The sequence below is a fragment of the Streptomyces sp. DT190 genome (genome assembly GCF_049846985.1).
GTDB lineage: Bacteria > Actinomycetota > Actinomycetes > Streptomycetales > Streptomycetaceae > Streptomyces.
Genome location: NZ_JBNCNM010000028.1, coordinates 82,163 through 102,446, shown reverse-complemented (window position 1 = coordinate 102,446; position 20,284 = coordinate 82,163). Strand labels below are relative to the sequence as shown.

At 71.3% G+C, this 20,284-nt stretch carries 15 protein-coding genes; 14 read left to right on the top strand and 1 reads right to left on the bottom strand.

Annotated features, from left to right (window positions below):
• Window positions 1–94 precede the first annotated feature (94 nt).
• The 4 genes from ACPXCS_RS34720 (at window position 95) to rho (ending at window position 6,191) form a co-directional block, all read left to right on the top strand.
• Window positions 95–1,387, top strand: a complete 1,293-nt coding sequence (locus ACPXCS_RS34720; protein WP_425951499.1) for a homoserine dehydrogenase — start codon at window positions 95–97, stop codon at window positions 1,385–1,387.
• Window positions 1,388–1,393: 6 nt separating this feature from the next.
• Entirely contained in the window at window positions 1,394–2,452 is a 1,059-nt protein-coding gene (gene thrC, locus ACPXCS_RS34715; protein ID WP_425951498.1) for a threonine synthase, read from the top strand.
• A gap of 373 nt (window positions 2,453–2,825) precedes the next feature.
• Entirely contained in the window at window positions 2,826–3,755 is a 930-nt protein-coding gene (thrB, locus tag ACPXCS_RS34710; RefSeq protein WP_425951497.1) for a homoserine kinase, read from the top strand.
• A 402-nt stretch (window positions 3,756–4,157) separates the two neighbouring features.
• Entirely contained in the window at window positions 4,158–6,191 is a 2,034-nt protein-coding gene (gene rho, locus ACPXCS_RS34705) for a transcription termination factor Rho (protein WP_425951496.1), read from the top strand.
• Between the two features lie 332 nt (window positions 6,192–6,523).
• Here rho and ACPXCS_RS34700 read toward each other — a convergent pair whose 3' ends face one another.
• The gene (locus ACPXCS_RS34700) at window positions 6,524–7,195 is read right to left on the bottom strand and encodes a hypothetical protein (protein ID WP_425951495.1); all 672 of its coding nucleotides are present in this window, start codon (window positions 7,193–7,195) and stop codon (window positions 6,524–6,526) included.
• Window positions 7,196–7,571: 376 nt separating this feature from the next.
• Here ACPXCS_RS34700 and ACPXCS_RS34695 point away from each other — a divergent pair, with 376 nt between their 5' ends.
• From ACPXCS_RS34695 to ACPXCS_RS34650, 10 genes are all read left to right on the top strand, one after another.
• Entirely contained in the window at window positions 7,572–9,071 is a 1,500-nt protein-coding gene (locus ACPXCS_RS34695; RefSeq protein WP_425951494.1) for a phospholipase A2, read from the top strand.
• A gap of 148 nt (window positions 9,072–9,219) precedes the next feature.
• Window positions 9,220–12,036, top strand: coding sequence for a S8 family peptidase (locus tag ACPXCS_RS34690; RefSeq protein WP_425951493.1), 2,817 nt, complete (start codon window positions 9,220–9,222; stop codon window positions 12,034–12,036).
• 346 nt (window positions 12,037–12,382) lie between these two features.
• Window positions 12,383–13,519, top strand: coding sequence for an LCP family protein (locus tag ACPXCS_RS34685; RefSeq protein WP_425951492.1), 1,137 nt, complete (start codon window positions 12,383–12,385; stop codon window positions 13,517–13,519).
• A gap of 196 nt (window positions 13,520–13,715) precedes the next feature.
• The gene (gene rpmE, locus ACPXCS_RS34680; protein ID WP_184590462.1) at window positions 13,716–13,937 is read left to right on the top strand and encodes a 50S ribosomal protein L31; all 222 of its coding nucleotides are present in this window, start codon (window positions 13,716–13,718) and stop codon (window positions 13,935–13,937) included.
• Between the two features lie 108 nt (window positions 13,938–14,045).
• A complete protein-coding gene (prfA, locus tag ACPXCS_RS34675) occupies window positions 14,046–15,122 on the top strand; it encodes a peptide chain release factor 1 (protein ID WP_425951491.1) in 1,077 nt (358 codons plus the stop codon).
• Between the two features lie 29 nt (window positions 15,123–15,151).
• Window positions 15,152–15,997 carry a peptide chain release factor N(5)-glutamine methyltransferase gene (gene prmC, locus ACPXCS_RS34670; protein WP_425951490.1) on the top strand — a complete coding sequence of 282 codons (846 nt, stop codon included), beginning with the start codon at window positions 15,152–15,154 and terminating at the stop codon, window positions 15,995–15,997.
• A gap of 79 nt (window positions 15,998–16,076) precedes the next feature.
• Window positions 16,077–16,724: an L-threonylcarbamoyladenylate synthase gene (locus ACPXCS_RS34665; protein ID WP_309097139.1), complete on the top strand. Its 648-nt coding sequence runs from the start codon at window positions 16,077–16,079 to the stop codon at window positions 16,722–16,724.
• Window positions 16,721–17,398, top strand: a complete 678-nt coding sequence (locus ACPXCS_RS34660) for a protein-tyrosine-phosphatase (protein ID WP_425951489.1) — start codon at window positions 16,721–16,723, stop codon at window positions 17,396–17,398. Before ACPXCS_RS34665 ends, ACPXCS_RS34660 begins: the two co-directional genes overlap by 4 nt.
• Before the next feature lie 68 nt (window positions 17,399–17,466).
• Complete coding sequence (glyA, locus tag ACPXCS_RS34655) at window positions 17,467–18,705, top strand: serine hydroxymethyltransferase (RefSeq protein ID WP_425951488.1); 1,239 nt, start codon at window positions 17,467–17,469, stop codon at window positions 18,703–18,705.
• A gap of 129 nt (window positions 18,706–18,834) precedes the next feature.
• Entirely contained in the window at window positions 18,835–20,181 is a 1,347-nt protein-coding gene (locus ACPXCS_RS34650) for an MraY family glycosyltransferase (protein WP_425951487.1), read from the top strand.
• Window positions 20,182–20,284 lie beyond the last annotated feature (103 nt).

The window sequence follows — 20,284 nt, the reverse complement described above, 5'->3', positions numbered from 1 at the left end:
AATAGACATCTCACGATCCGGACCATGGGCAGAAAGTCCCGTTCGGTGGGTGAGACTGGTTGCACCGAAGACGGTCATGAGGAAACGAGGTCGGATGATGCGTACGCGTCCGCTGAAGGTGGCGCTGCTGGGCTGTGGAGTGGTCGGCTCAGAGGTGGCGCGCATCATGACGACGCACGCCGACGACCTCGCGGCCCGGATCGGGGCCCCGGTGGAGCTGGCGGGCGTCGCCGTCCGCCGGCCCGACCGCGTGCGCGAGGGCATCGACCCCGCGCTCGTCACCACGGACGCCACCGCCCTCGTCAAACGCGGCGACATCGACGTCGTGGTCGAGGTCATCGGGGGCATCGAGCCCGCCCGTACGCTCATCACGACCGCCTTCCAGCACGGCGCCTCCGTCGTCTCGGCCAACAAGGCGCTGCTCGCCCAGGACGGCGCCGCGCTGCACGCCGCCGCCGGGGAGCACGGCAAGGACCTCTACTACGAGGCCGCCGTCGCCGGTGCCATCCCGCTGATCAGGCCGCTGCGCGAGTCCCTCGCCGGCGACAAGATCAACCGGGTGATGGGCATCGTCAACGGGACCACCAACTTCATCCTCGACAAGATGGACTCGACGGGCGCCGGGTACCAGGAGGCCCTCGACGAGGCCACCGCCCTGGGGTACGCCGAGGCCGACCCGACCGCCGACGTCGAGGGCTTCGACGCGGCCGCCAAGGCCGCCATCCTCGCCGGCATCGCCTTCCACACGCGCGTGCGCCTCGACGACGTCTACCGCGAGGGCATGACCGAGGTGACCGCCGCCGACTTCGCGTCCGCGAAGGAGATGGGCTGCACCATCAAGCTGCTCGCCATCTGCGAGCGGGCCGCGGACGGGGCCTCGGTCACCGCGCGCGTGCACCCGGCGATGATCCCGCTGAGCCACCCGCTGGCCTCCGTGCGCGGCGCCTACAACGCCGTGTTCGTCGAGTCCGACGCCGCCGGGCAGCTGATGTTCTACGGCCCCGGAGCGGGCGGTTCCCCGACGGCCTCCGCCGTGCTCGGCGACCTCGTCGCCGTCTGCCGCAACCGCATCGGCGGAGCGACCGGACCCGGTGAGTCCGCGTACGCCGCCCTGCCCGTGTCCCCGATGGGCGACGTCGTCACGCGCTACCACATCAGCCTCGACGTGGCCGACAAACCGGGTGTTCTCGCCCAGGTCGCGACCGTCTTCGCCGAGCACGGAGTCTCGATCGATACGGTTCGCCAGCAGGGGAAGGACGGCGAGGCGTCCCTCGTCGTCGTCACGCACCGCGCGTCCGACGCCGCCCTCACCGGGACCGTCGAGGCGCTGCGCAATCTCGACACCGTGCGTGGTGTCGCCAGCATCATGCGGGTTGAAGGAGAGTAACGAGCAATGACCCACCAGTGGCGCGGAATCATCGAGGAGTACCGGGACCGGCTGCCGGTTTCCGACACCACGCCGGTCGTGACGCTCCGTGAGGGCGGCACGCCCCTCGTGCCCGCGCAGGTGCTCTCCGAGCGCACGGGCTGCGAGGTCCACCTCAAGGTGGAGGGCGCGAACCCGACCGGTTCCTTCAAGGACCGCGGCATGACCATGGCCATCACGCGGGCCAAGGAGGAGGGCGCGCAGGCCGTCATCTGCGCCTCCACCGGAAACACCTCGGCCTCCGCCGCGGCCTACGCCGTGCGGGCCGGGATGGTCTGCGCCGTGCTCGTGCCGCAGGGCAAGATCGCGCTCGGCAAGATGGGCCAGGCCCTCGTCCACGGTGCGAAGATCCTCCAGGTCGACGGCAACTTCGACGACTGCCTCACGCTCGCGCGCGGCCTGAGCGACAACTACCCGGTGGCGCTGGTCAACTCGGTCAACCCGGTGCGTATCGAGGGGCAGAAGACGGCCGCCTTCGAGATCGTGGACATGCTCGGCGACGCGCCCGACATCCACGTCCTGCCGGTCGGCAACGCGGGCAACATCACCGCCTATTGGAAGGGCTACACGGAGTACGCCGCCGACGGCGTCGCCGGGAGGACCCCGCGCATGTGGGGATTCCAGGCCTCCGGTTCCGCGCCCATCGTGCGCGGCGAGGTCGTCAAGGACCCCTCGACCATCGCCACCGCGATCCGCATCGGCAACCCGGCCTCGTGGCAGTACGCGCTCGCCGCGCGGGACGAGTCGGGCGGCTTCATCGACGAGGTGACGGACCGTGAGATCCTGCGGGCCTACCGGCTGTTGGCCTCCCAGGAGGGCGTCTTCGTCGAGCCGGCGTCCGCCGCGTCCGTCGCCGGTCTGCTGAAGGCCGCCGAGCAGGGCAAGGTCGACCCCGGGCAGCGCATCGTCTGCACCGTCACAGGCAACGGCCTGAAGGACCCCGACTGGGCCGTCGCCGGTGCCCCGCAGCCGGTCACCGTCCCCGTCGACGCGGCGGCCGCGGCGGAGCGCCTGGGTCTCGCCTGAGGGCGCTCGAACACGCCTGACGTGCGCCGACGCCCCGAGCGCCGGTGCAGCGCCCGGCATGTTCCGGCGTAAGACGGCGCCGGGCCGGGGAGATTCCCTACGGGGGGTGCACAGGGGGCTTACGACACGCATCGTGCGCCTCCTGTGCGCCCTATGTCGCCACAGAACCTTCCTTCGATAGGCTGTACTGAACCCGCCCGCCGCATATGCCTCCGCATGGGGCACGTGGCCGCGCCGTCTCCGTGGCCCGGAAGCGGCAGGGGCACACCGCCGGCCCCTCCGGCCGGCAGCGGCCCCCCGGGTTCTCGTACGCCATCGAATGTCCATCGATCGTCATTCGACCATCACGCAGCTCAAGGAGAGTCATCGAGCGATGGCCGGTCCAGCGTTCCGCGCCGCCGCCGTCCGGGTGCGCGTCCCCGCCACCAGCGCCAACCTCGGCCCGGGCTTCGACGCCCTCGGCCTCGCGCTGGGGCTGTACGACGACGTGGTCGTCCGGGTGGCCGACTCCGGGCTGCACATCGACATCGCGGGTGAGGGCAGCGAGACGCTCCCGCGCGACGAGCGGCACCTGCTCGTGCGGTCCCTGCGCACCGCCTTCGACCTGCTGGGCGGGCAGCCCCGCGGCCTGGAGATCGTCTGCGCGAACCGCATCCCGCACGGCCGTGGCCTGGGCTCCTCCTCGGCCGCCATCTGTGCCGGGATCGTCGCCGCCCGCGCGGTGACCATAGGCGCCGAGGCCAGGCTCGACGACACGGCGCTGCTCGAACTCGCCACCGAGATCGAGGGCCACCCCGACAACGTCGCCGCGTGTCTGCTGGGCGGCTTCACCCTGTCCTGGATGGAGGGCGGCGCCGCCCGCGCGATCAGGATGGACCCCGCCGATTCCATCGTTCCGGTGGTTTTCGTGCCCGGCAAGCCGGTACTGACCGAGACGGCGCGCGGCCTGCTCCCGCGCACCGTTCCGCACGTCGACGCCGCCGCCAACGCGGGCCGCGCCGCCCTGCTCGTCGAGGCCCTGACCCGGCGCCCCGAGCTGCTGCTGCCCGCCACCGAGGACCGTCTGCACCAGGAGTACCGCGCCCCGGCCATGCCGGAGAGCGCGGCACTGGTGGAGCGGCTGCGGGGCGACGGCATCCCCGCCGTGATCTCCGGCGCCGGACCCACGGTCATGGCGCTGGCCGACGCCGACACCGCCGACAAGGTCGAAGCCCTGGCGGGCGCGGACTGGGCCGCCAACCGGCTGAGCCTCGACGCGCAGGGCGCGAGCGTGCTGCCGCTCGCGGCCTCCGGAGATCTCTGAGAGCGCGCGGTTGCCGGATTTCGAGAGGGGGAATGTTTGTTGGATCCGGTAGTGTTAACCTCAAGTCTGCACCCGACCCCACCATGGCGAGGTGCCTCGTGTCCCCGTCCGGGGCAGACATTCTTCCGGGAGCCCCCCAAGCCGCACTGTGTTCCGTACGTCGGACCGTACGCCGTACAGGCACACTGAGCGGGGCGCAGGGCACGCTCCGGAACCGGTGCGACCACGCCGCGTGACACCGACACTGGGTGTCACGGCTCAAGGAAGCGCCATCACCAGATTCCTCCGCCGCTTAGGCGGACCACCGCCCCGGCACGGTTCACACCACACGGACCGAAGCCGGACAGCACAACCGGTCGCCGAGCCAGACAGGCCGACGTCCGCTCCAGGGAAGGACCCTTCGTGAGCGACACCACCGATCTGATGGGCGCACGTGTCGAGGAGACCGCTGCCGCGCCCGCCACGGACGCCTCCGCGCCTGCCACCGGTGCCGGCTCCCGGCGGCGCCGCGGTACCGGCCTCGAGGGCATGGTGCTGGCCGAGCTGCAGCAGGTCGCATCCGGCCTCGGCATCAGGGGCACCGCGCGTATGCGCAAGAGCCAGCTGATCGAGGTCATCAAGGAGGCGCAGGCGTCCGGCGGCGCCGCTCCGGCCGCGAAGGCCGACGCTGCCGCCGAGACCAAGCCCAAGCGCCGCGCCACCTCGCGGACCCGTACGGGCGACAACGGCGACAAGGCCGAGAAGAAGGCCGACGCGAAGGAGGCCTCCGAGGCCCCCGCGGAGAAGGCCACGGCCCAGCAGCAGATCGAGATCCCCGGCCAGCCGGCGTCCGACGACGCTCCGTCCGAGCGCCGCCGCCGCCGTGCCACCGCCGATGCCGGATCCCCCGCTTCCGCCCCGGAGACGGTCGCCGCCGAGGCGAAGAACGAGCCCAAGGCGGAGACGCCGGCGCAGCAGCAGTCCCAGGGCAACCAGGGCGGCGACGCCAAGTCCGACGCTGACGGCGGCGAGGGCCGTCGTCGCGACCGTGACCGGGACCGCGGGCGGGACCGCGACCGTGACCGGGACCGCGGGCGTGACCGCGACCGCCGTGGCGGCAAGGGCGACGACCAGCAGGGCGGCGGCCAGCGCGGCCAGCAGCAGAACCAGCAGGGTGGCGGCGGCCGTCAGGACCGCGGCCAGCAGGACGACGACGACTTCGAGGGCGGCCGGCGCGGCCGTCGCGGCCGCTACCGCGACCGCCGGGGCCGTCGCGGCCGCGACGACATCGCCTCCGAGCCGCAGATCAACGAGGACGACGTCCTGATCCCCGTCGCGGGCATCCTGGACATCCTCGACAACTACGCGTTCATCCGCACGTCGGGCTACCTGCCCGGCCCGAACGACGTGTACGTCTCCCTCGCCCAGGTCCGCAAGAACGGCCTGCGCAAGGGCGACCACATCACCGGTGCGGTCCGTCAGCCCAAGGAAGGCGAGCGGCGCGAGAAGTTCAACGCGCTGGTCCGCCTCGACTCCGTCAACGGCATGGCGCCCGAACACGGCCGCGGCCGCCCGGAGTTCAACAAGCTCACCCCGCTGTACCCGCAGGACCGCCTCCGCCTGGAGACGGACCCGGGCGTGCTGACCACCCGCATCATCGACCTCGTGTCGCCGATCGGCAAGGGCCAGCGCGGTCTGATCGTGGCCCCGCCGAAGACCGGCAAGACCATGATCATGCAGGCGATCGCCAACGCGATCACGCACAACAACCCCGAGTGCCACCTGATGGTCGTCCTCGTCGACGAGCGTCCGGAAGAGGTCACCGACATGCAGCGGTCGGTGAAGGGCGAGGTCATCTCCTCGACCTTCGACCGTCCCGCCGAGGACCACACCACGGTCGCCGAGCTGGCCATCGAGCGCGCCAAGCGCCTGGTGGAGCTGGGTCACGACGTGGTCGTGCTGCTCGACTCGATCACGCGTCTGGGCCGTGCGTACAACCTCGCCGCCCCCGCCTCCGGCCGCATCCTGTCCGGTGGTGTCGACTCGACCGCCCTGTACCCGCCGAAGCGCTTCTTCGGTGCGGCCCGCAACATCGAGGACGGCGGCTCGCTGACCATCCTCGCCACCGCCCTGGTGGACACCGGGTCCCGCATGGACGAGGTGATCTTCGAGGAGTTCAAGGGCACCGGCAACGCCGAGCTCAAGCTCGACCGCAAGCTCGCCGACAAGCGCATCTTCCCGGCGGTGGACGTGGACGCGTCCGGTACCCGTAAGGAAGAGATCCTGCTCGCTCCCGACGAGCTCGGGATCGTCTGGAAGCTGCGCCGGGTGCTGCACGCGCTCGACCAGCAGCAGGCGGTGGAGCTGCTGCTCGACAAGATGAAGCAGACGAAGTCGAACGCCGAGTTCCTGATGCAGATCCAGAAGACGACGCCGACGCCGGGCAACGGCGACTGAGTGCCGTCCTAGGGAAGACCGAGGGCCGCCCCCTGCGAGCGCAGGGGGCGGCCCTTCGTCGTGCCTCGAAGTCCGGCGCGACTGAGGCGGCTGATAGCCGCGGTGACGTATTTCTGCCGCCGGTCCGTATGCCGAATCGCCAAGAAGGCGGACGCGCGGGTGCCACGAAATGAAAAGTGGCTGTTTTTGCTGCGTCCACGATGGCGGAATTCCGACGTCGCTTCCCCGTGACCGGAACGGTTCTTTCCTTCACGAAGTCAGTGCCCGCCGGGAAGGGTCCGGCCGGATCGTCGCCCGGTCAAGAAAAAGGGGGCGTTCCCGCCCCTTCGGCGCTATTGCGCGGTGAACGCTCCGGTCGCGGGGGCCACGCACGGGATGACGTCCGTCTGCTCGCCCGCCGCCACGCCTGCCTCGCAGAGCCGGCTGCCTTGCTCGCGCAGATCGAGGTGGAAGCGCGTGGTCCTGCCGTCCTGCTTCAGGCCGTGGATGCGCTCGTCGATGTAGCCGAGGCCGTTCAGGCTCTTGCGGACCTTGGCGGGGGTGGGGTCGGGGACCGCCTGCAGTGCCTCGATGATGCGCTGTTCGTGCTGGACGCTCGCGCACTGGTCCCGGTCGCTCAACCCCGCTGCCGGCTCCGAGGGGGCACCGGGCTCGATCGGCTCGTCCGGAGGCGTCTCACCAGGGGCGAGGCTCTGCTCTCCCGCCGGGCCGGTCGGCCGCCGGTCACTGGGCCCGGACGGGGCCTCGCCGGTGGGTGTGGCGGGCGCCGCGGCGGTGGCGGAGCACGGCTGGGCGACCTTGGCGAGCATCGCCTCGAACGCCGCCTGCTCGCCGGTCGGCGCCGTTGCGCTCGCCTCGGAGCTCCTGCCCGGCTCGCTCCGCGTCCCTCCGTCGCCCGCCCCCTCGCTTCCACAGCCGGTGAGCGCCAGGGCGGCGAGAGCGACAGCCGTGAGGGCGCGCCGAGGGCGGGCGAACGCGCTGGTGGGAGCGGTGAGGGGTGTCATGCGCGCAGTATCCGGTCGGCGCCCGGCACTCCGCATGAGTACGCGTACTCATTTACACCCATGCGTGCGGCTGAAAGGAAGGCCGCATTCCTCTCTCGGGGAGCACGGAATTCTGTGCTCCGTTTCTGGTGCTTGTGAAATCGATCAGTAGTGATCTAGTGTCTGCGCTCGATCGCTCGATCACTTACACACTTGCTACACGAGGGGGGAACTCGTGCGCAGAATTGCGATACCCGCAATTGCCGTGCTGTCCTTGTCCGTATTGCTTCCGCAGGGGATTGCGCAGGCGGAACGCGCGGACGCACCGCTGGCTCTGGCGGGCGCAGTCGTGGATCCGCCGCTGGCGGAAGGCGACATCGAGCAAGTCGGTCCCGGGGTGTACTCGACTGCGGACCAGTCCTTCGAGATCTACGAGACCGACGTGGCAGAGGGCCTCATGAGCCGCAGCCACACGGTCAACGCCCAGGCCGACGGTGTCTCCAGACCGGAGTCCGCGCCCACGTCCCGTCCGGACATGGGCGTGTTCGGACCCGGCTGGGAAGCCGAGTTCGTGGGGGGCCAGCTCAACCGCAAGCTGGAGCAGAAGTCCAACACCGTCGTCGTCACCGACCTCGACGAGAACGTCCCGATCACCTACAGCCTGACCAGCAGCGTCGACTACCCCAGCGGTGGCGGCGTCCGGAAGTACGTGTCCGCCGAGGGCAACAAGCTCACCGAGACCACCAAGTTCGACGCGACGACCGGCGCCCTGGTGTCGACCGTCTCCGAAGTCCTCAGCACGCCCACGTCCGAGGTGGACGCGGACCAGTCCGCCGACACCGACGCCGGCGCTCCCGTCGGCGTCGCCGGACTGACCCCCACCTACACCTGGAAGCAGGTCGCCCCGGGTGCCGACACCTGGCGCGTCACCGGCGTCGGCACCGTGGCCGACGGTGTCCTCACCACGGCCGGCTACGACGCCCAGGGCCGGGTCTCCAGCATCAAGGAGGCCGCCGCCGGGGAGACACCGGCGCAGTCGCTGACGGTCAAGTACTCGACCGCCACGACGGCCACGGGCACGACGCCCGGTGAGTACGCGGGTCGCGCCAAGGAGATCACCCTCACCGTCGGTACCACCACGCAGACCCTCGCGCGGTACTCCTACGACACCTCGGGCCTGCTGCGCGCGGTGGTCAACCCGGTCGAGGCCGCCGACCCGGTCGCCTCGTACGCCTACGACACCACGGGACGCGTCTCCGACGTCACGTCGCCGTCCAACGGCGCCTGGGACCTGACGTTCCCGGCCGAGTCGGCCGCCCCGAACGTCGAGCCCGAAGGCCCCGCGCGTCCGGCCGCCGAGTCGCCCCTCCAGGGTGCGGCCGGCATCACCGACGCGACCGCCACCACCCCGCCGGCGACGGACTTCACCGGTGGGGAGATCTCCGACCCGTCGGCCTACCCCCGCCACTGCAACCGCGCGACGGACTGGCTGTGGTACCTCGAAGCGGGCTGTGCCGCGTGGGCCGCGCACTACGGCTGGCACAAGCCGTCCTGGAAGCAGACGCCGACCAAGCACTGGGTCATGGGCATCAACAACGACGGCTGCAGCACCCCGGGCCCGAACGTCAGCAAGCCGAAGGGCTTCAACTTCCGGACCGCGTGTGACATGCACGACTACGGCTACGGCCTGATCGGCAACACGTACAAGGGCTACAGGTACTACCTCGACCGCAGCAAGAAGTCGAACGTCGACAACGCCTTCCACACCACGATGAAGACGTACAGCTGCAAGAAGTACGGCGTCCTGTCCAGGCCCGAGTGCGAAGGCTGGGCGTGGGTCTACTACAAGGCCGTGGGCCTGAAGGGCAACCCGAAGAACGGCGCCAACGCCACCTGATCCGCGGCACGGTCATCTGACCGATCACGCCCGTGAGCGCTCCGGCCGGACGGCGGAAACCTTTCTGCCGTCCGGCCTCTCGGCGCTCATCTCCTCCCCGCATGCGCAGCAGCGGGCTCAGTCATGCCCGCTTCCCACCGGAGCCCCAGTGAACAAACCCATGTGGACCACGGTCGTCACCGCGGTGATGGCCGTAACGCTCGGCGCCGTGCCGGCCCAGGCCGCGGTGCCCGGCAGTGCCGCCGCGGCGGCCGCGACGAACGGTGACCCCGTCGATCCGCCGCTCTACGACGCGACATCGTCCGGCCGCGTCGCCCGCGTCAATGTCGTCACCGAGAACCGCACCGACCTCTCCGCCGCGGCCTCGGCCGGTGAGACGGTGCAGTCGTTCCAGACCCTGCCGGTCGTCACCCTCAAGGTCGACCGCGGTGGCCTGGACCAGCTGGCCGCCCAGCCGGGCGTGGTCAGCGTCACCGAGGATGTCCCGGCGCGGCCGTCGCTGGACGAGAGCGTCCCCCTGATCGGCGCCGACCAGGCCTCCGCACAGGGCATGACCGGTGCGGGCAGCGTGGTGGCCGTCCTGGACACCGGGGTCGCCACCCGCCACCCGTTCCTCAAGGACCGGGTCGTCGCCGAGGCGTGCTTCTCGACGACCGACCCCGACCTCGGCGCCACCAGCCTGTGCCCTGACGGGACCGAACAGCAGGAGGGCACGGGCGCGGCGGACTCGGGGGCCGGCCCCTGCGCGACCATCCCCGAATGCGATCACGGCACGCACGTGGCCGGCATCGTCGCCGGCAACGGCGAGGGCGTCACCGGAGCCCCCAAGCGCGGTGTCGCCCCCGGCGCGGGCATCATCGCCCTGCAGGTGTTCAGCAAGTTCGACTCCGAGGACTACTGCGGCCCCGGCGCCGCACCCTGCGTGGGCAGCTTCACCAGCGCCCAGCTGGCCGCCCTGGAGAAGGTGCTGCGACTGCGCCAGTCCGGGACACCGGTCGTCGCCGCGAACCTGAGCCTGGGGGCCGGCAGGTACGCCACCGCCTGTGACCAGGACGCCCGCAAGGAGGCCATCGACAGTCTGCTGGCCGCCGGAGTCGCCACCGTGGTCGCGGCCGGGAACAACGGGTACGGCGACGCGGTGAGTGCGCCCGGCTGCGTCTCCTCCGCGATCACGGTCGGTGCCACCTCCGACGACGACCAGTTGTCCGGGTTCACCAACCGCGGCCCGCTGCTGGACCTCCTCGCTCCCGGTACCGGCATCACCTCCTCGGTCCCGGGTGACGGGTACGCCGCGAAGAACGGCACCTCCATGGCCGCGCCGCACGTGTCCGGCGCCCTCGCGGTCCTGCGGCAGGCGTTCCCGAACGACAGCGTCGCGAACTCCGAGTCACGACTCGAGAGCAGCGGGAAGGCCATCGCCTACACGGGCGCCGAGACCCCCCGCATCGATGTCGCCCAGGCGCTCGGCGCGACCGTCCAGCCGGCGACGACCGGCCACGACTTCAACTGCGACAAGAAGGAGGACATCGCCGTCGCCGATCCCGAGGCGGCCGTCGGCGGTGATGCCAAGGCCGGCCTCGTGCGGATCGTCTACGGCGGCGGCAGGGGCACGGCAGAGGTGCATCAGGACCTCGCCTCGGTGCCCGGCGACGCCGAGGCGAACGACTTCTTCGGCGACTCCCTCGCCACCACCGACCACAACAAGGACGGCTGCACCGACCTGGTCGTCGGCACGTCCCGCGAGGACATCGGCAGCGCGACGGACGCCGGCACCGTGGACGTGCTCCACGGGGCCTCCGGCGGCCTGGGCAACGGCAAGGCGGCACTCCACTTCGAGCAGGGCTTGGGGGCCGAAGGCCTCCTGGCCGCGTCCTCGGAATCCGGGGACCGCATGGGCGCCGCCGTCGCCGCCGGCCTCACCCTCGACCAGGAGCCGTACCTCGTCCTCGGAGTGCCGGGCGAGGACATCGACGGCAAGACGGACGCGGGCTCCGTCTTCTACCTGCGCGGCAGCGTCAACCGGACGGTGATCCAGGGCAGCTCCGGTATTCCGGGCACACTGGAGGCGGGCGACAAGTTCGGCTCCTCGGTGGCCGCGAGCCCCGAGTACGTGGTGGTCGGCGTGCCGGGCGAGGGCATGGTGCCCGCACCGAGCCCCACCCCGACCGAGGTGATTTCCGGTCAGGTCAATGTGATGACCCATGAACTGAACGACAGCGGCGTCCCGGCCCACGTGGGAGTCGTCCACGAGGCCGACCCGCACGTGACCGGTGAGGCCGAGGCGGGGGACCAGTTCGGTGCGTCGGTCTCCGCCACCCAGGCGCTGTACTACCAGGGCTTCCCCTGGCCCCTGCGGGGCACGTACATCGCCATCGGCGTGCCGGGGGAGGACCTGACCTACGGGGGAGCGAACAAGGCCGACGCCGGACGCGCGGTTCTGGTCAGGGTGGCACCGAACTCGGACACCACTTCGGCGATCACGCAGATCAACAGTGGCTATTCCCAGGAGGCCGAGGACATCGCCGGAGCACCCGAGGCCGGTGACCGCATGGGCGCCCAGGTGGCCCTCACCAACCGGGATCCGGGGAAGCCCCTGACCGACGCCAGTCTCCTGGTGGCCGTCGGCGTGCCGGGCGAGGACATCGGCACGGCCGCCGACGCGGGCGCCGTGATGGTCTTCGGCCTGCGCAGCGCGCCGGGCGTGGCCGACCGGTGGATCGAGGCAGGCAACGCCTCGGGCATGCCGGGAATCCCGACGGCCGCGCACAAGGTGGGCACCAGTCTGTACGGCACGCAGGCCGGCCTCTACATCGGCATGCCCTACGGACCGGGCACCTACGGTTCCCTGTACGCGATGCCCTGGGCGAACGTCACCGGAGGCACCGCACAGCCGATCACCACGCACGCGCCGGGCGCGGGCGGCCTCCCGGCGGCCGGGCTGCGGTTCGGCTCGTCCGCCCGCTGAGCGAGGGCGCCGCGGACGCGCCACGGAGACGGGCCGCCCCGTGGAGGGCGGCCCGTCACCGTCGCTTGCGGTCGGCGAGATCTTCCCCACACGCCGGTCCGTCGGCACCGCCTCCGGGCAGGAGGGCACCCTTCACCGAAACAGCAGGTGAACCCGTTCCCTCCGGCCCCACCGGCCACACACTGTGCCCACCGCCCCACGCGGTGGGCACAGCCCGTTGTGCAACCCTTTCCCGAGTTTCCCCGTCTGACCAGGCGGAGCGACGATGGTGCGAGGAAGGGTTCCGGCCGGCCACGCCTGGCACTGACCGCAGGGGGTAACCGACCGTTGACGAGCTGAGGAGCACATGTCCGCCGAGAGCACGCCGGACCCGGGCATACCCGGGGAGACCGGCACCAAGGGACGGCGCCACGGCGCCACGGGCCGCCGACGCGCCCCGCGCAAGCGCCACAAGGGCCTGATCGTCACGGCGTGGACCGCCGCCGGCATCGTCGTCCTCGGCGGCGCCGGCATGGGGTACGTGTACTTCAAGCTCAACGGCAACCTCAAGAGCGTCGACATCGACCAGGCCCTCGGCACCGACCGCCCCAAGGCGGCCGACAACGGCTCCGAGAACATCCTGGTCCTCGGCTCGGACACCCGCTCCGGCAGCAACAAGAAGCTGGGCGGCGGCACCGACGACGGCAGCGCCCGCTCGGACACGGCGATGATCGTGCACGTCCACAAGGGCCACAAGAAGGCCAGCGTGGTCTCCATTCCGCGCGACACCCTCATCGACCGGCCCGCCTGCACGGACGCCCAGGGCGACGAGCACCCGGCCGCGCGGAACGCGATGTTCAACTCCGCGTACTCCACCGGCGGGGCCGCCTGCGCCGTGAAGACCGTCGAGTCCCTCACCGGCCTGCGCATGGACCACTACCTGGAGGTCGACTTCGCCGGCTTCCAGAAGCTCATCGACGACCTCGGCGGCGTCGAGATCACCACGACGAAGAGCATCGACGACCCCGACAGCCACCTGAAGCTGAAGGCCGGCACCCACAGACTCGACGGGGAGCAGGCCCTCGGCCTGGTCCGCACCCGGCACGGTGTCGGCGACGGCTCCGACCTCGGCCGCATCCAGTTGCAGCAGGCCTTCATCAAGGCCCTGGTCAACCAGGTCAAGGACGTCGGCGTCTTCACCAACCCCAAGAAGCTGCTCGACCTCGCCGAGACCGCGACCAGGACGGTGACGACCGACTCCGACCTCGGCTCGGTCAACAAGCTCGCCTCCTTCGCCGGCGGCCTGCAGGGCATCAGCCCGTCCGGGATGCACATGGTGACGATGCCGGTCGTCTACGACCCGGCCGACCCCAACCGCGTCCTGCTCCAGAAGAAGAAGGCCGACCAGGTCTGGAAGGCCCTGGCCGACGACCGGCCGATCCCGAGGTCGGCGACGTCCGGCTCCGCCACCGGCGAGGCCAAGGGCGTGGTCAGCGCCCCTTGAGGGGCGCGGGGCTGTGCCGATGTGCGGCTCCGCCGCGGGGCGCGACAAGCCCCCACCGGCCCGCTGGGAATAGATCACCGCAACCCCCGGTTTTGGGGGATGGCTCCAGTCCTGGCAGACTGGTACGTCGGCTCCGGTTCACGCTCCCGCACCCCGCGGCGGCGACCCGGCGCCCTCCCGAAACCTAGGAGACACCTTGAAGCGCGACATCCACCCCGAGTACGTCGAGACGCAGGTCAGCTGCACCTGCGGCGCGTCGTTCACCACGCGCAGCACCATCGCGTCCGGCACCATCCGGGCCGACGTCTGCTCCGAGTGCCACCCGTTCTACACGGGCAAGCAGAAGATCCTCGACACCGGTGGCCGTGTGGCCCGCTTCGAGGCCCGCTTCGGCAAGGCCGCCGGCTCCAAGAAGTAGCGAGCCCCATTTCGCCGGTCCACGGCAGTGCCCCCGCCGAGGGGCGCGCCGGGACCGGCGTTTTTGGTCGCCCGCCCTTCACCCCCGTCCGTACACAGGAGCCCCAAGATGTTCGAGGCCGTCGAGGAACTCGTCGCCGAGCACGCCGACCTGGAGAAGAAGCTCGCCGACCCGTCGGTCCACGCCGACCAGGCCAACGCGCGCAAGCTGAACAAGCGGTACGCCGAGCTCACCCCGATCGTCGCGACGTACCGCTCCTGGAAGCAGACGGGCGACGACATCGAGACCGCGCGCGAGTTCGCCCAGGACGATCCCGACTTCGCGGCCGAGGTCAAGGAGCTGGAGAAGCAGCGCGAGGAGCTGACGGAGAAGCTGCGCCTGCTCCTCGTCCCGCGCGACCCCAGCGACGACAAGGACGTCATCCTGGAGATCAAGGCGGGCGCCGGCGGCGACGAGTCCGCGCTGTTCGCGGGTGACCTGCTGCGCATGTACCTGCGGTACGCCGAGCGCGTCGGCTGGAAGACCGAGATCATCGACGCCACCGAGTCCGAGCTGGGCGGCTACAAGGACGTCCAGGTCGCCGTGAAGACCAAGGGCGGCCAGGGCGCCACCGAGCCCGGCCAGGGCGTGTGGGCCCGGCTGAAGTACGAGGGCGGTGTGCACCGCGTGCAGCGCGTGCCCGCCACCGAGTCCCAGGGCCGCATCCACACCTCCGCAGCCGGTGTGCTCGTCACGCCCGAGGCGGAGGAGGTCGACGTCGAGATCAACCCCAACGACCTGCGCATCGACGTCTACCGGTCCTCCGGGCCGGGCGGGCAGTCCGTCAACACCACCGACTCCGCCGTGCGCATCACGCACATCCCGACCGGAGTCGTCGCCTCCTGCCAGAACGAGAAGAGTCAGCTGCAGAACAAGGAGCAGGCCCTGCGTATCCTGCGCTCCAGGCTGCTCGCAGCGGCGCAGGAGGAGGCGGAGCGGGAAGCCGCCGACGCCCGCCGCAGCCAGGTCCGCACCGTCGACCGCTCCGAGAAGATCCGCACGTACAACTTCCCGGAGAACCGCATCTCGGACCACCGCGTCGGCTTCAAGGCGTACAACCTGGACCAGGTCCTGGACGGCGACCTCGACGCGGTGATCCAGGCCTGCGTCGACGCCGACTCGGCGGCGAAGCTGGCGGCTGCGTAAGGCACGTACGAGTACTACGGAGGACTTGCGTGAATCTGCTGCTCGCGGAGGTGGCCCAGGCCACCCAGCGGCTCGCCGACGCCGGCGTGCCCTCGCCGCGTACCGACGCGGAGGAGCTCGCCGCGTTCGTGCACGGCGTCAAGCGCGGCGAGCTGCACACCGTCAAGGACTCCGACTTCGACGCCCGGTACTGGGAGGTCATCGCCCGCCGCGAGGCCCGCGAGCCGCTCCAGCACATCACCGGGCGCGCCTACTTCCGCTACCTGGAACTCCAGGTCGGCCCGGGCGTGTTCGTGCCGCGGCCCGAGACGGAGTCCGTGGTCGGCTGGGCCATAGACGCCGTACGGGCCATGGACGTCGTCGAGCCGTGCATCGTCGATCTGTGCACCGGCTCCGGCGCCATCGCGCTCGCCCTCGCCCAGGAGGTCCCGCGCTCGCGGGTCCACGCCGTGGAGCTGTCCGAGGACGCCCTGCGCTGGACCCGCAAGAACATGGAGGGGTCCAGGGTCGAGCTGCGCCAGGGCGACGCCCGGACGGCCTTCCCCGACCTCGACGGCCAGGTCGACCTGGTCATCTCCAACCCGCCGTACATCCCGCTCACCGAATGGGAGTACGTCGCCCCCGAGGCCCGGGACTACGACCCCGACCTGGCCCTCTTCTCCGGCGAGGACGGCCTGGACCTCATCCGCGGTCTGGAACGGACCGCGCACCGGCTGCTGCGCCCCGGCGGCGTGGTGGTCGTGGAGCACGCCGACACCCAGGGCGGCCAGGTGCCGTGGATCTTCGCCGAGGACCGCGGCTGGACCGACGCGGCCGACCACCCGGACCTCAACAACCGCCCGCGGTTCGCCACCGCCCGCAAGGCGCTGCCGTGAGCACCCCGGGCATCCCGCGGTCGTCATGGACCCCGCGGACTTCATCCCTGCAGCACGTGTACGAGGAGGCCAGCTAAAGATGGCACGGCGATACGACACCAACGACGCGACCGACCGTGTGACCGGTCTGCGCGAGGCAGCGTCCGCCGTCCGCCGTGGCGAGCTCGTGGTGCTGCCGACGGACACGGTGTACGGCATCGGCGCCGACGCGTTCTCCTCGGAGGCGGTCTCCGACCTGCTGCAGGCCAAGGGCCGGGGCCGCAACATGCCCACCCCCGTGCTCATCGGCTCCCCGAACACGCTGCACGGGCTCGTCACGGACTTCTCCGAGCTGGCCTGGGAGCTCGTCGACGCCTTCTGGCCGGGGGCGCTCACCCTCGTCGCCCGGCACCAGCCGTCCCTCCAGTGGGACCTCGGCGACACCCGCGGCACCGTCGCCGTGCGCATGCCGCTGCACCCGGTCGCCATCGAGCTGCTCACCGAGGTCGGCCCCATGGCCGTGTCGTCCGCCAACCTCACCGGCCACCCGGCGCCGGAGAACTGCGACGCGGCGCAGGGGATGCTCGGCGACTCCGTCTCCGTCTACCTCGACGGCGGCCCGACCCCCGGCAACGTCCCGTCGTCGATCGTCGACGTGACCCGGGAGGTGCCGCTGCTGCTGCGCGCCGGCGCGCTCTCGGCGGACGAGCTGAGGAAGGTCGTACCCGACCTCGAGGTGGCGAATTGACGGCCCCTGAGGGGCGTGGCATAGGCAACGGGGAGAGCGCGGCGGAGATCACGACGACCTTCGTGGGACTTCCGCGCGACAGCTTCCGCATCCTCCACGTCAGCACCGGCAACGTGTGCCGCTCGCCCATCACCGAGCGGCTGACCCGCCATTTCGTGCAGGAGCGGCTGGGGATCCTGGGCGGCGGCCTCATCGTGGAGAGCGCCGGCACCTGGGGCCACGAGGGCGCGCCCATGGAGGCCCACGCGGAGACCGTCCTGGCCGACTTCGGCGCGGACGCCTCCGGCTTCACCGGGCGCGAGCTCCTCGACGAGCACGTGATCCGCGCCGACCTGGTGCTGACCGCCACCCGCGACCACCGGGCGCAGGTCATCTCCATGGGCCATTCGGCGGGCCTGCGGACCTTCACGCTCAAGGAGTTCACCCGCCTGGTCAAGGCCATCGACCCGGCGACCCTGCCGCCCCTGGAGGACGGCGTGGTCGTCCGCGCGCGTGCCCTGGTCCGTGCCGCGGCGGCGCTGCGCGGCTGGCTGCTCGCCCCGAACGCCGAGGCGGACGAGGTCTACGACCCGTACGGGGCGCCCCTGACGTTCTTCCGCTCCATCGGGGACGAGATACACCAGGCGCTCGACCCGGTCGTCACGGCGCTCACCGGCGTCCCCGCACGGACGTAACGACCGAGCGCCCCGGGGGCCCCGGGCCTACATTGGTCGTACGTCACCGTCGACGCCCGGAGCCCACCATGACGGTCACCCCTGCCATCGAGGCCGACGTCCTGCGCCGCCAGGACCCCGAGCTCGCCGACGTCCTGCTCGGCGAGCGGGAGCGGCAGGCGACCACGCTCCAGCTGATCGCCGCCGAGAACTTCACCTCCCCGGCCGTGCTGGCCGCCCTCGGCTCACCGCTCGCCAACAAGTACGCCGAGGGCTACCCCGGGGCACGTCACCACGGCGGCTGCGAGTTCGCGGACGTCGCCGAGCGCCTCGCCGTCGACCGGGCCAGGGCCCTGTTCGGCGCCGACCACGCCAACGTCCAGTCCCACTCGGGCTCTTCGGCGGTGCTGGCCGCCTACGCCGCCCTGCTGCGCCCCGGCGACACCGTCCTCGCCCTGGGCCTGCCGCACGGCGGTCACCTCACACACGGCTCCCCGGCGAACTTCTCGGGCCGCTGGTTCGACTTCGTCGGCTACGGCATGGAGGCCGAGTCCGGGCTGGTCGACCACGAGCAGGTACGCACCCTGGCCCGCACGCGCCGGCCCAAGGCGATCGTGTGCGGTTCGATCGCCTACCCCCGGCACTTCGACCACGCCTTCTTCCGCGAGGTCGCCGACGAGGTGGGCGCCTACCTCATCGCGGACGCCGCGCACCCGATGGGGCTGGTGGCCGGCGGAGCGGCGCCCAGTCCGGTGCCGTACGCGGACATCGTCTGCGCGACCACCCACAAGGTGCTGCGGGGTCCGCGCGGGGGCCTGATCCTGTGCCGCGCGGAGCTGGCCGAGCGGGTCGACCGGGCCGTGTTCCCTTTCACACAGGGCGGCGCCCAGATGCACACCATCGCCGCCAAGGCCGTCGCGTTCGGTGAGGCGGCAACACCGGCGTTCGCCGCGTACGCCCATCAGGTGGTGGCGAACGCGCGCGTCCTCGCGGCCCGGCTGGCCGACGAGGGACTGGCCGTCACGACCGGCGGTACGGACACCCACCTGATCACCGCCGATCCGGCCCCGCTCGGCGTCGACGGCCGCACCGCCCGGGGCCGTCTCGCCGCCGCCGGCCTGGTCCTGGACTGCTGCGCCCTGCCGCACGGCGACGCCCGGGGCCTCAGGCTCGGCACGGCCGCGATCACCACGCAGGGCATGGGCGAGACGGAGACGGCCCGCATCGCCAAGCTGCTCGCGGGTGTGCTGCGGGGTGTGACGGAGCCGTCGCGCGCCCGTGAAGAAGTGCGGGAGCTGGCCGGTGCATTTCCGCCCTATCCCCATTGAGCCGGGGCAAGCGCACCAAGGTGCACAGCCACTCGTGCAACCATCGTCGCTACCCGGAAGTCCCCACCCATATGCGCGCATCGCTAGGGTGTGGAGCTGAGATGGCCAGCGAGACCTGTGGGGAAGCCCGTGCGTGAATACCTGCTGACGCTCTGCATCACGGCCGCGGTGACGTATCTGCTGACAGGGCCGGTACGGAAGTTCGCGATCGTGGCCGGAGCGATGCCGGAGATCCGGGCCCGTGACGTGCACCGGGAACCCACTCCGCGGCTCGGCGGTATCGCGATGTTCTTCGGCCTGTGCGCGGGTCTGCTGGTCGCCGACCACCTGACCAACCTCAACCAGGTCTTCGAGACGTCGAACGAACCCCGGGCGCTGCTGTCCGGGGCGGCGCTGATCTGGCTGATCGGCGTGCTGGACGACAAGTTCGAGATCGACGCCCTGATCAAGCTGGGCGGCCAGATGATCGCCGCGGGCGTGATGGTCGTGCAGGGCCTGACGATCCTGTGGCTGCCGATCCCGGGCGTCGGCTCGGTGGCGCTCACCCAGTGGCAGGGCACGCTCCTGACGGTGGCCCTGGTCGTCATCACCATCAACGCGGTCAACTTCGTCGACGGCCTGGACGGTCTCGCCGCCGGCATGGTGTGCATCGCGGCCACCGCGTTCTTCCTGTACGCCTACCGCATCTGGTACTCGTACGGCGTCGAGGCCGCCGCCCCGGCCACGCTGTTCTCGGCGATCCTGATGGGCATGTGCCTGGGCTTCCTGCCGCACAACATGCACCCGGCGCGGATCTTCATGGGGGACTCGGGCTCGATGCTGATCGGCCTGGTGCTGGCCGCCGGCGCCATCTCCGTCACCGGCCAGGTCGACCCGGACGCGCTCAACCTGTACGTGGGGTCCGAGAAGGAGGCCGTGCACCAGACGGTGCCCGTCTACATCCCGCTGCTGCTGCCGCTGACGATCATCGCGGTGCCGGCGGCCGACCTGATCCTGGCGATCGTGCGCCGCACCTGGCGGGGCCAGTCGCCGTTCGCCGCCGACCGGGGCCACCTGCACCACCGGCTGCTGGAGATCGGCCACTCGCACAGCCGCGCGGTGCTGATCATGTACTTCTGGTCGGCGCTCATCGCCTTCGGCGCGCTCGCCTACTCGGTCAACTCGGCGTCCATGTGGATCGTCCTGGGTGTGGTGTTCCTCAGCGCGATCGGCCTGGTCCTGCTCCTGCTGCCGCGCTTCACGCCGCGCACCCCGCGCTGGATGGAGCACTTCGTGCCGCCCCGCTACCGGCGCCGCGGCGCCGTCGCCGCCGTCGCGCCGGAGGCCTCGACCCCGGCGTCCGGGGCGGACCAGCCCGCCCCGGCCGAACCGGAGGCCCGCACCCCGGTGGTCTCCGGCGTCGCGGGTGTCAACGGCGCCAGCGCCGTCGGGGCCCGTGCGGGGCTGGCCGATCGGCGCAAGGCGGGGACAAGGTAAGAATCTGACTAGAGCATTGCCAAGTCGTGGGATGGTGATGGGGGTGCGAAGCGCCCCAATACCAGACATCTCGGCAAGGTTCTCGCTCAGACGCGCAGGTTCA

Bases quoted from the DNA above. Each gene is read 5' to 3' on its own strand.
- ACPXCS_RS34720 (WP_425951499.1), top strand. From the start codon at position 95: ATGATGCGTACGCGTCCGCTGAAGGTGGCGCTGCTGGGCTGTGGAGTG.
- thrC (WP_425951498.1), top strand. From the start codon at position 1,394: ATGACCCACCAGTGGCGCGGAATCATCGAGGAGTACCGGGACCGGCTG.
- thrB (WP_425951497.1), top strand. From the start codon at position 2,826: ATGGCCGGTCCAGCGTTCCGCGCCGCCGCCGTCCGGGTGCGCGTCCCC.
- ACPXCS_RS34700 (WP_425951495.1), bottom strand. From the start codon at position 7,195: ATGACACCCCTCACCGCTCCCACCAGCGCGTTCGCCCGCCCTCGGCGC.
- ACPXCS_RS34685 (WP_425951492.1), top strand. From the start codon at position 12,383: ATGTCCGCCGAGAGCACGCCGGACCCGGGCATACCCGGGGAGACCGGC.
- prfA (WP_425951491.1), top strand. From the start codon at position 14,046: ATGTTCGAGGCCGTCGAGGAACTCGTCGCCGAGCACGCCGACCTGGAG.
- ACPXCS_RS34665 (WP_309097139.1), top strand. From the start codon at position 16,077: ATGGCACGGCGATACGACACCAACGACGCGACCGACCGTGTGACCGGT.
- glyA (WP_425951488.1), top strand. From the start codon at position 17,467: ATGACGGTCACCCCTGCCATCGAGGCCGACGTCCTGCGCCGCCAGGAC.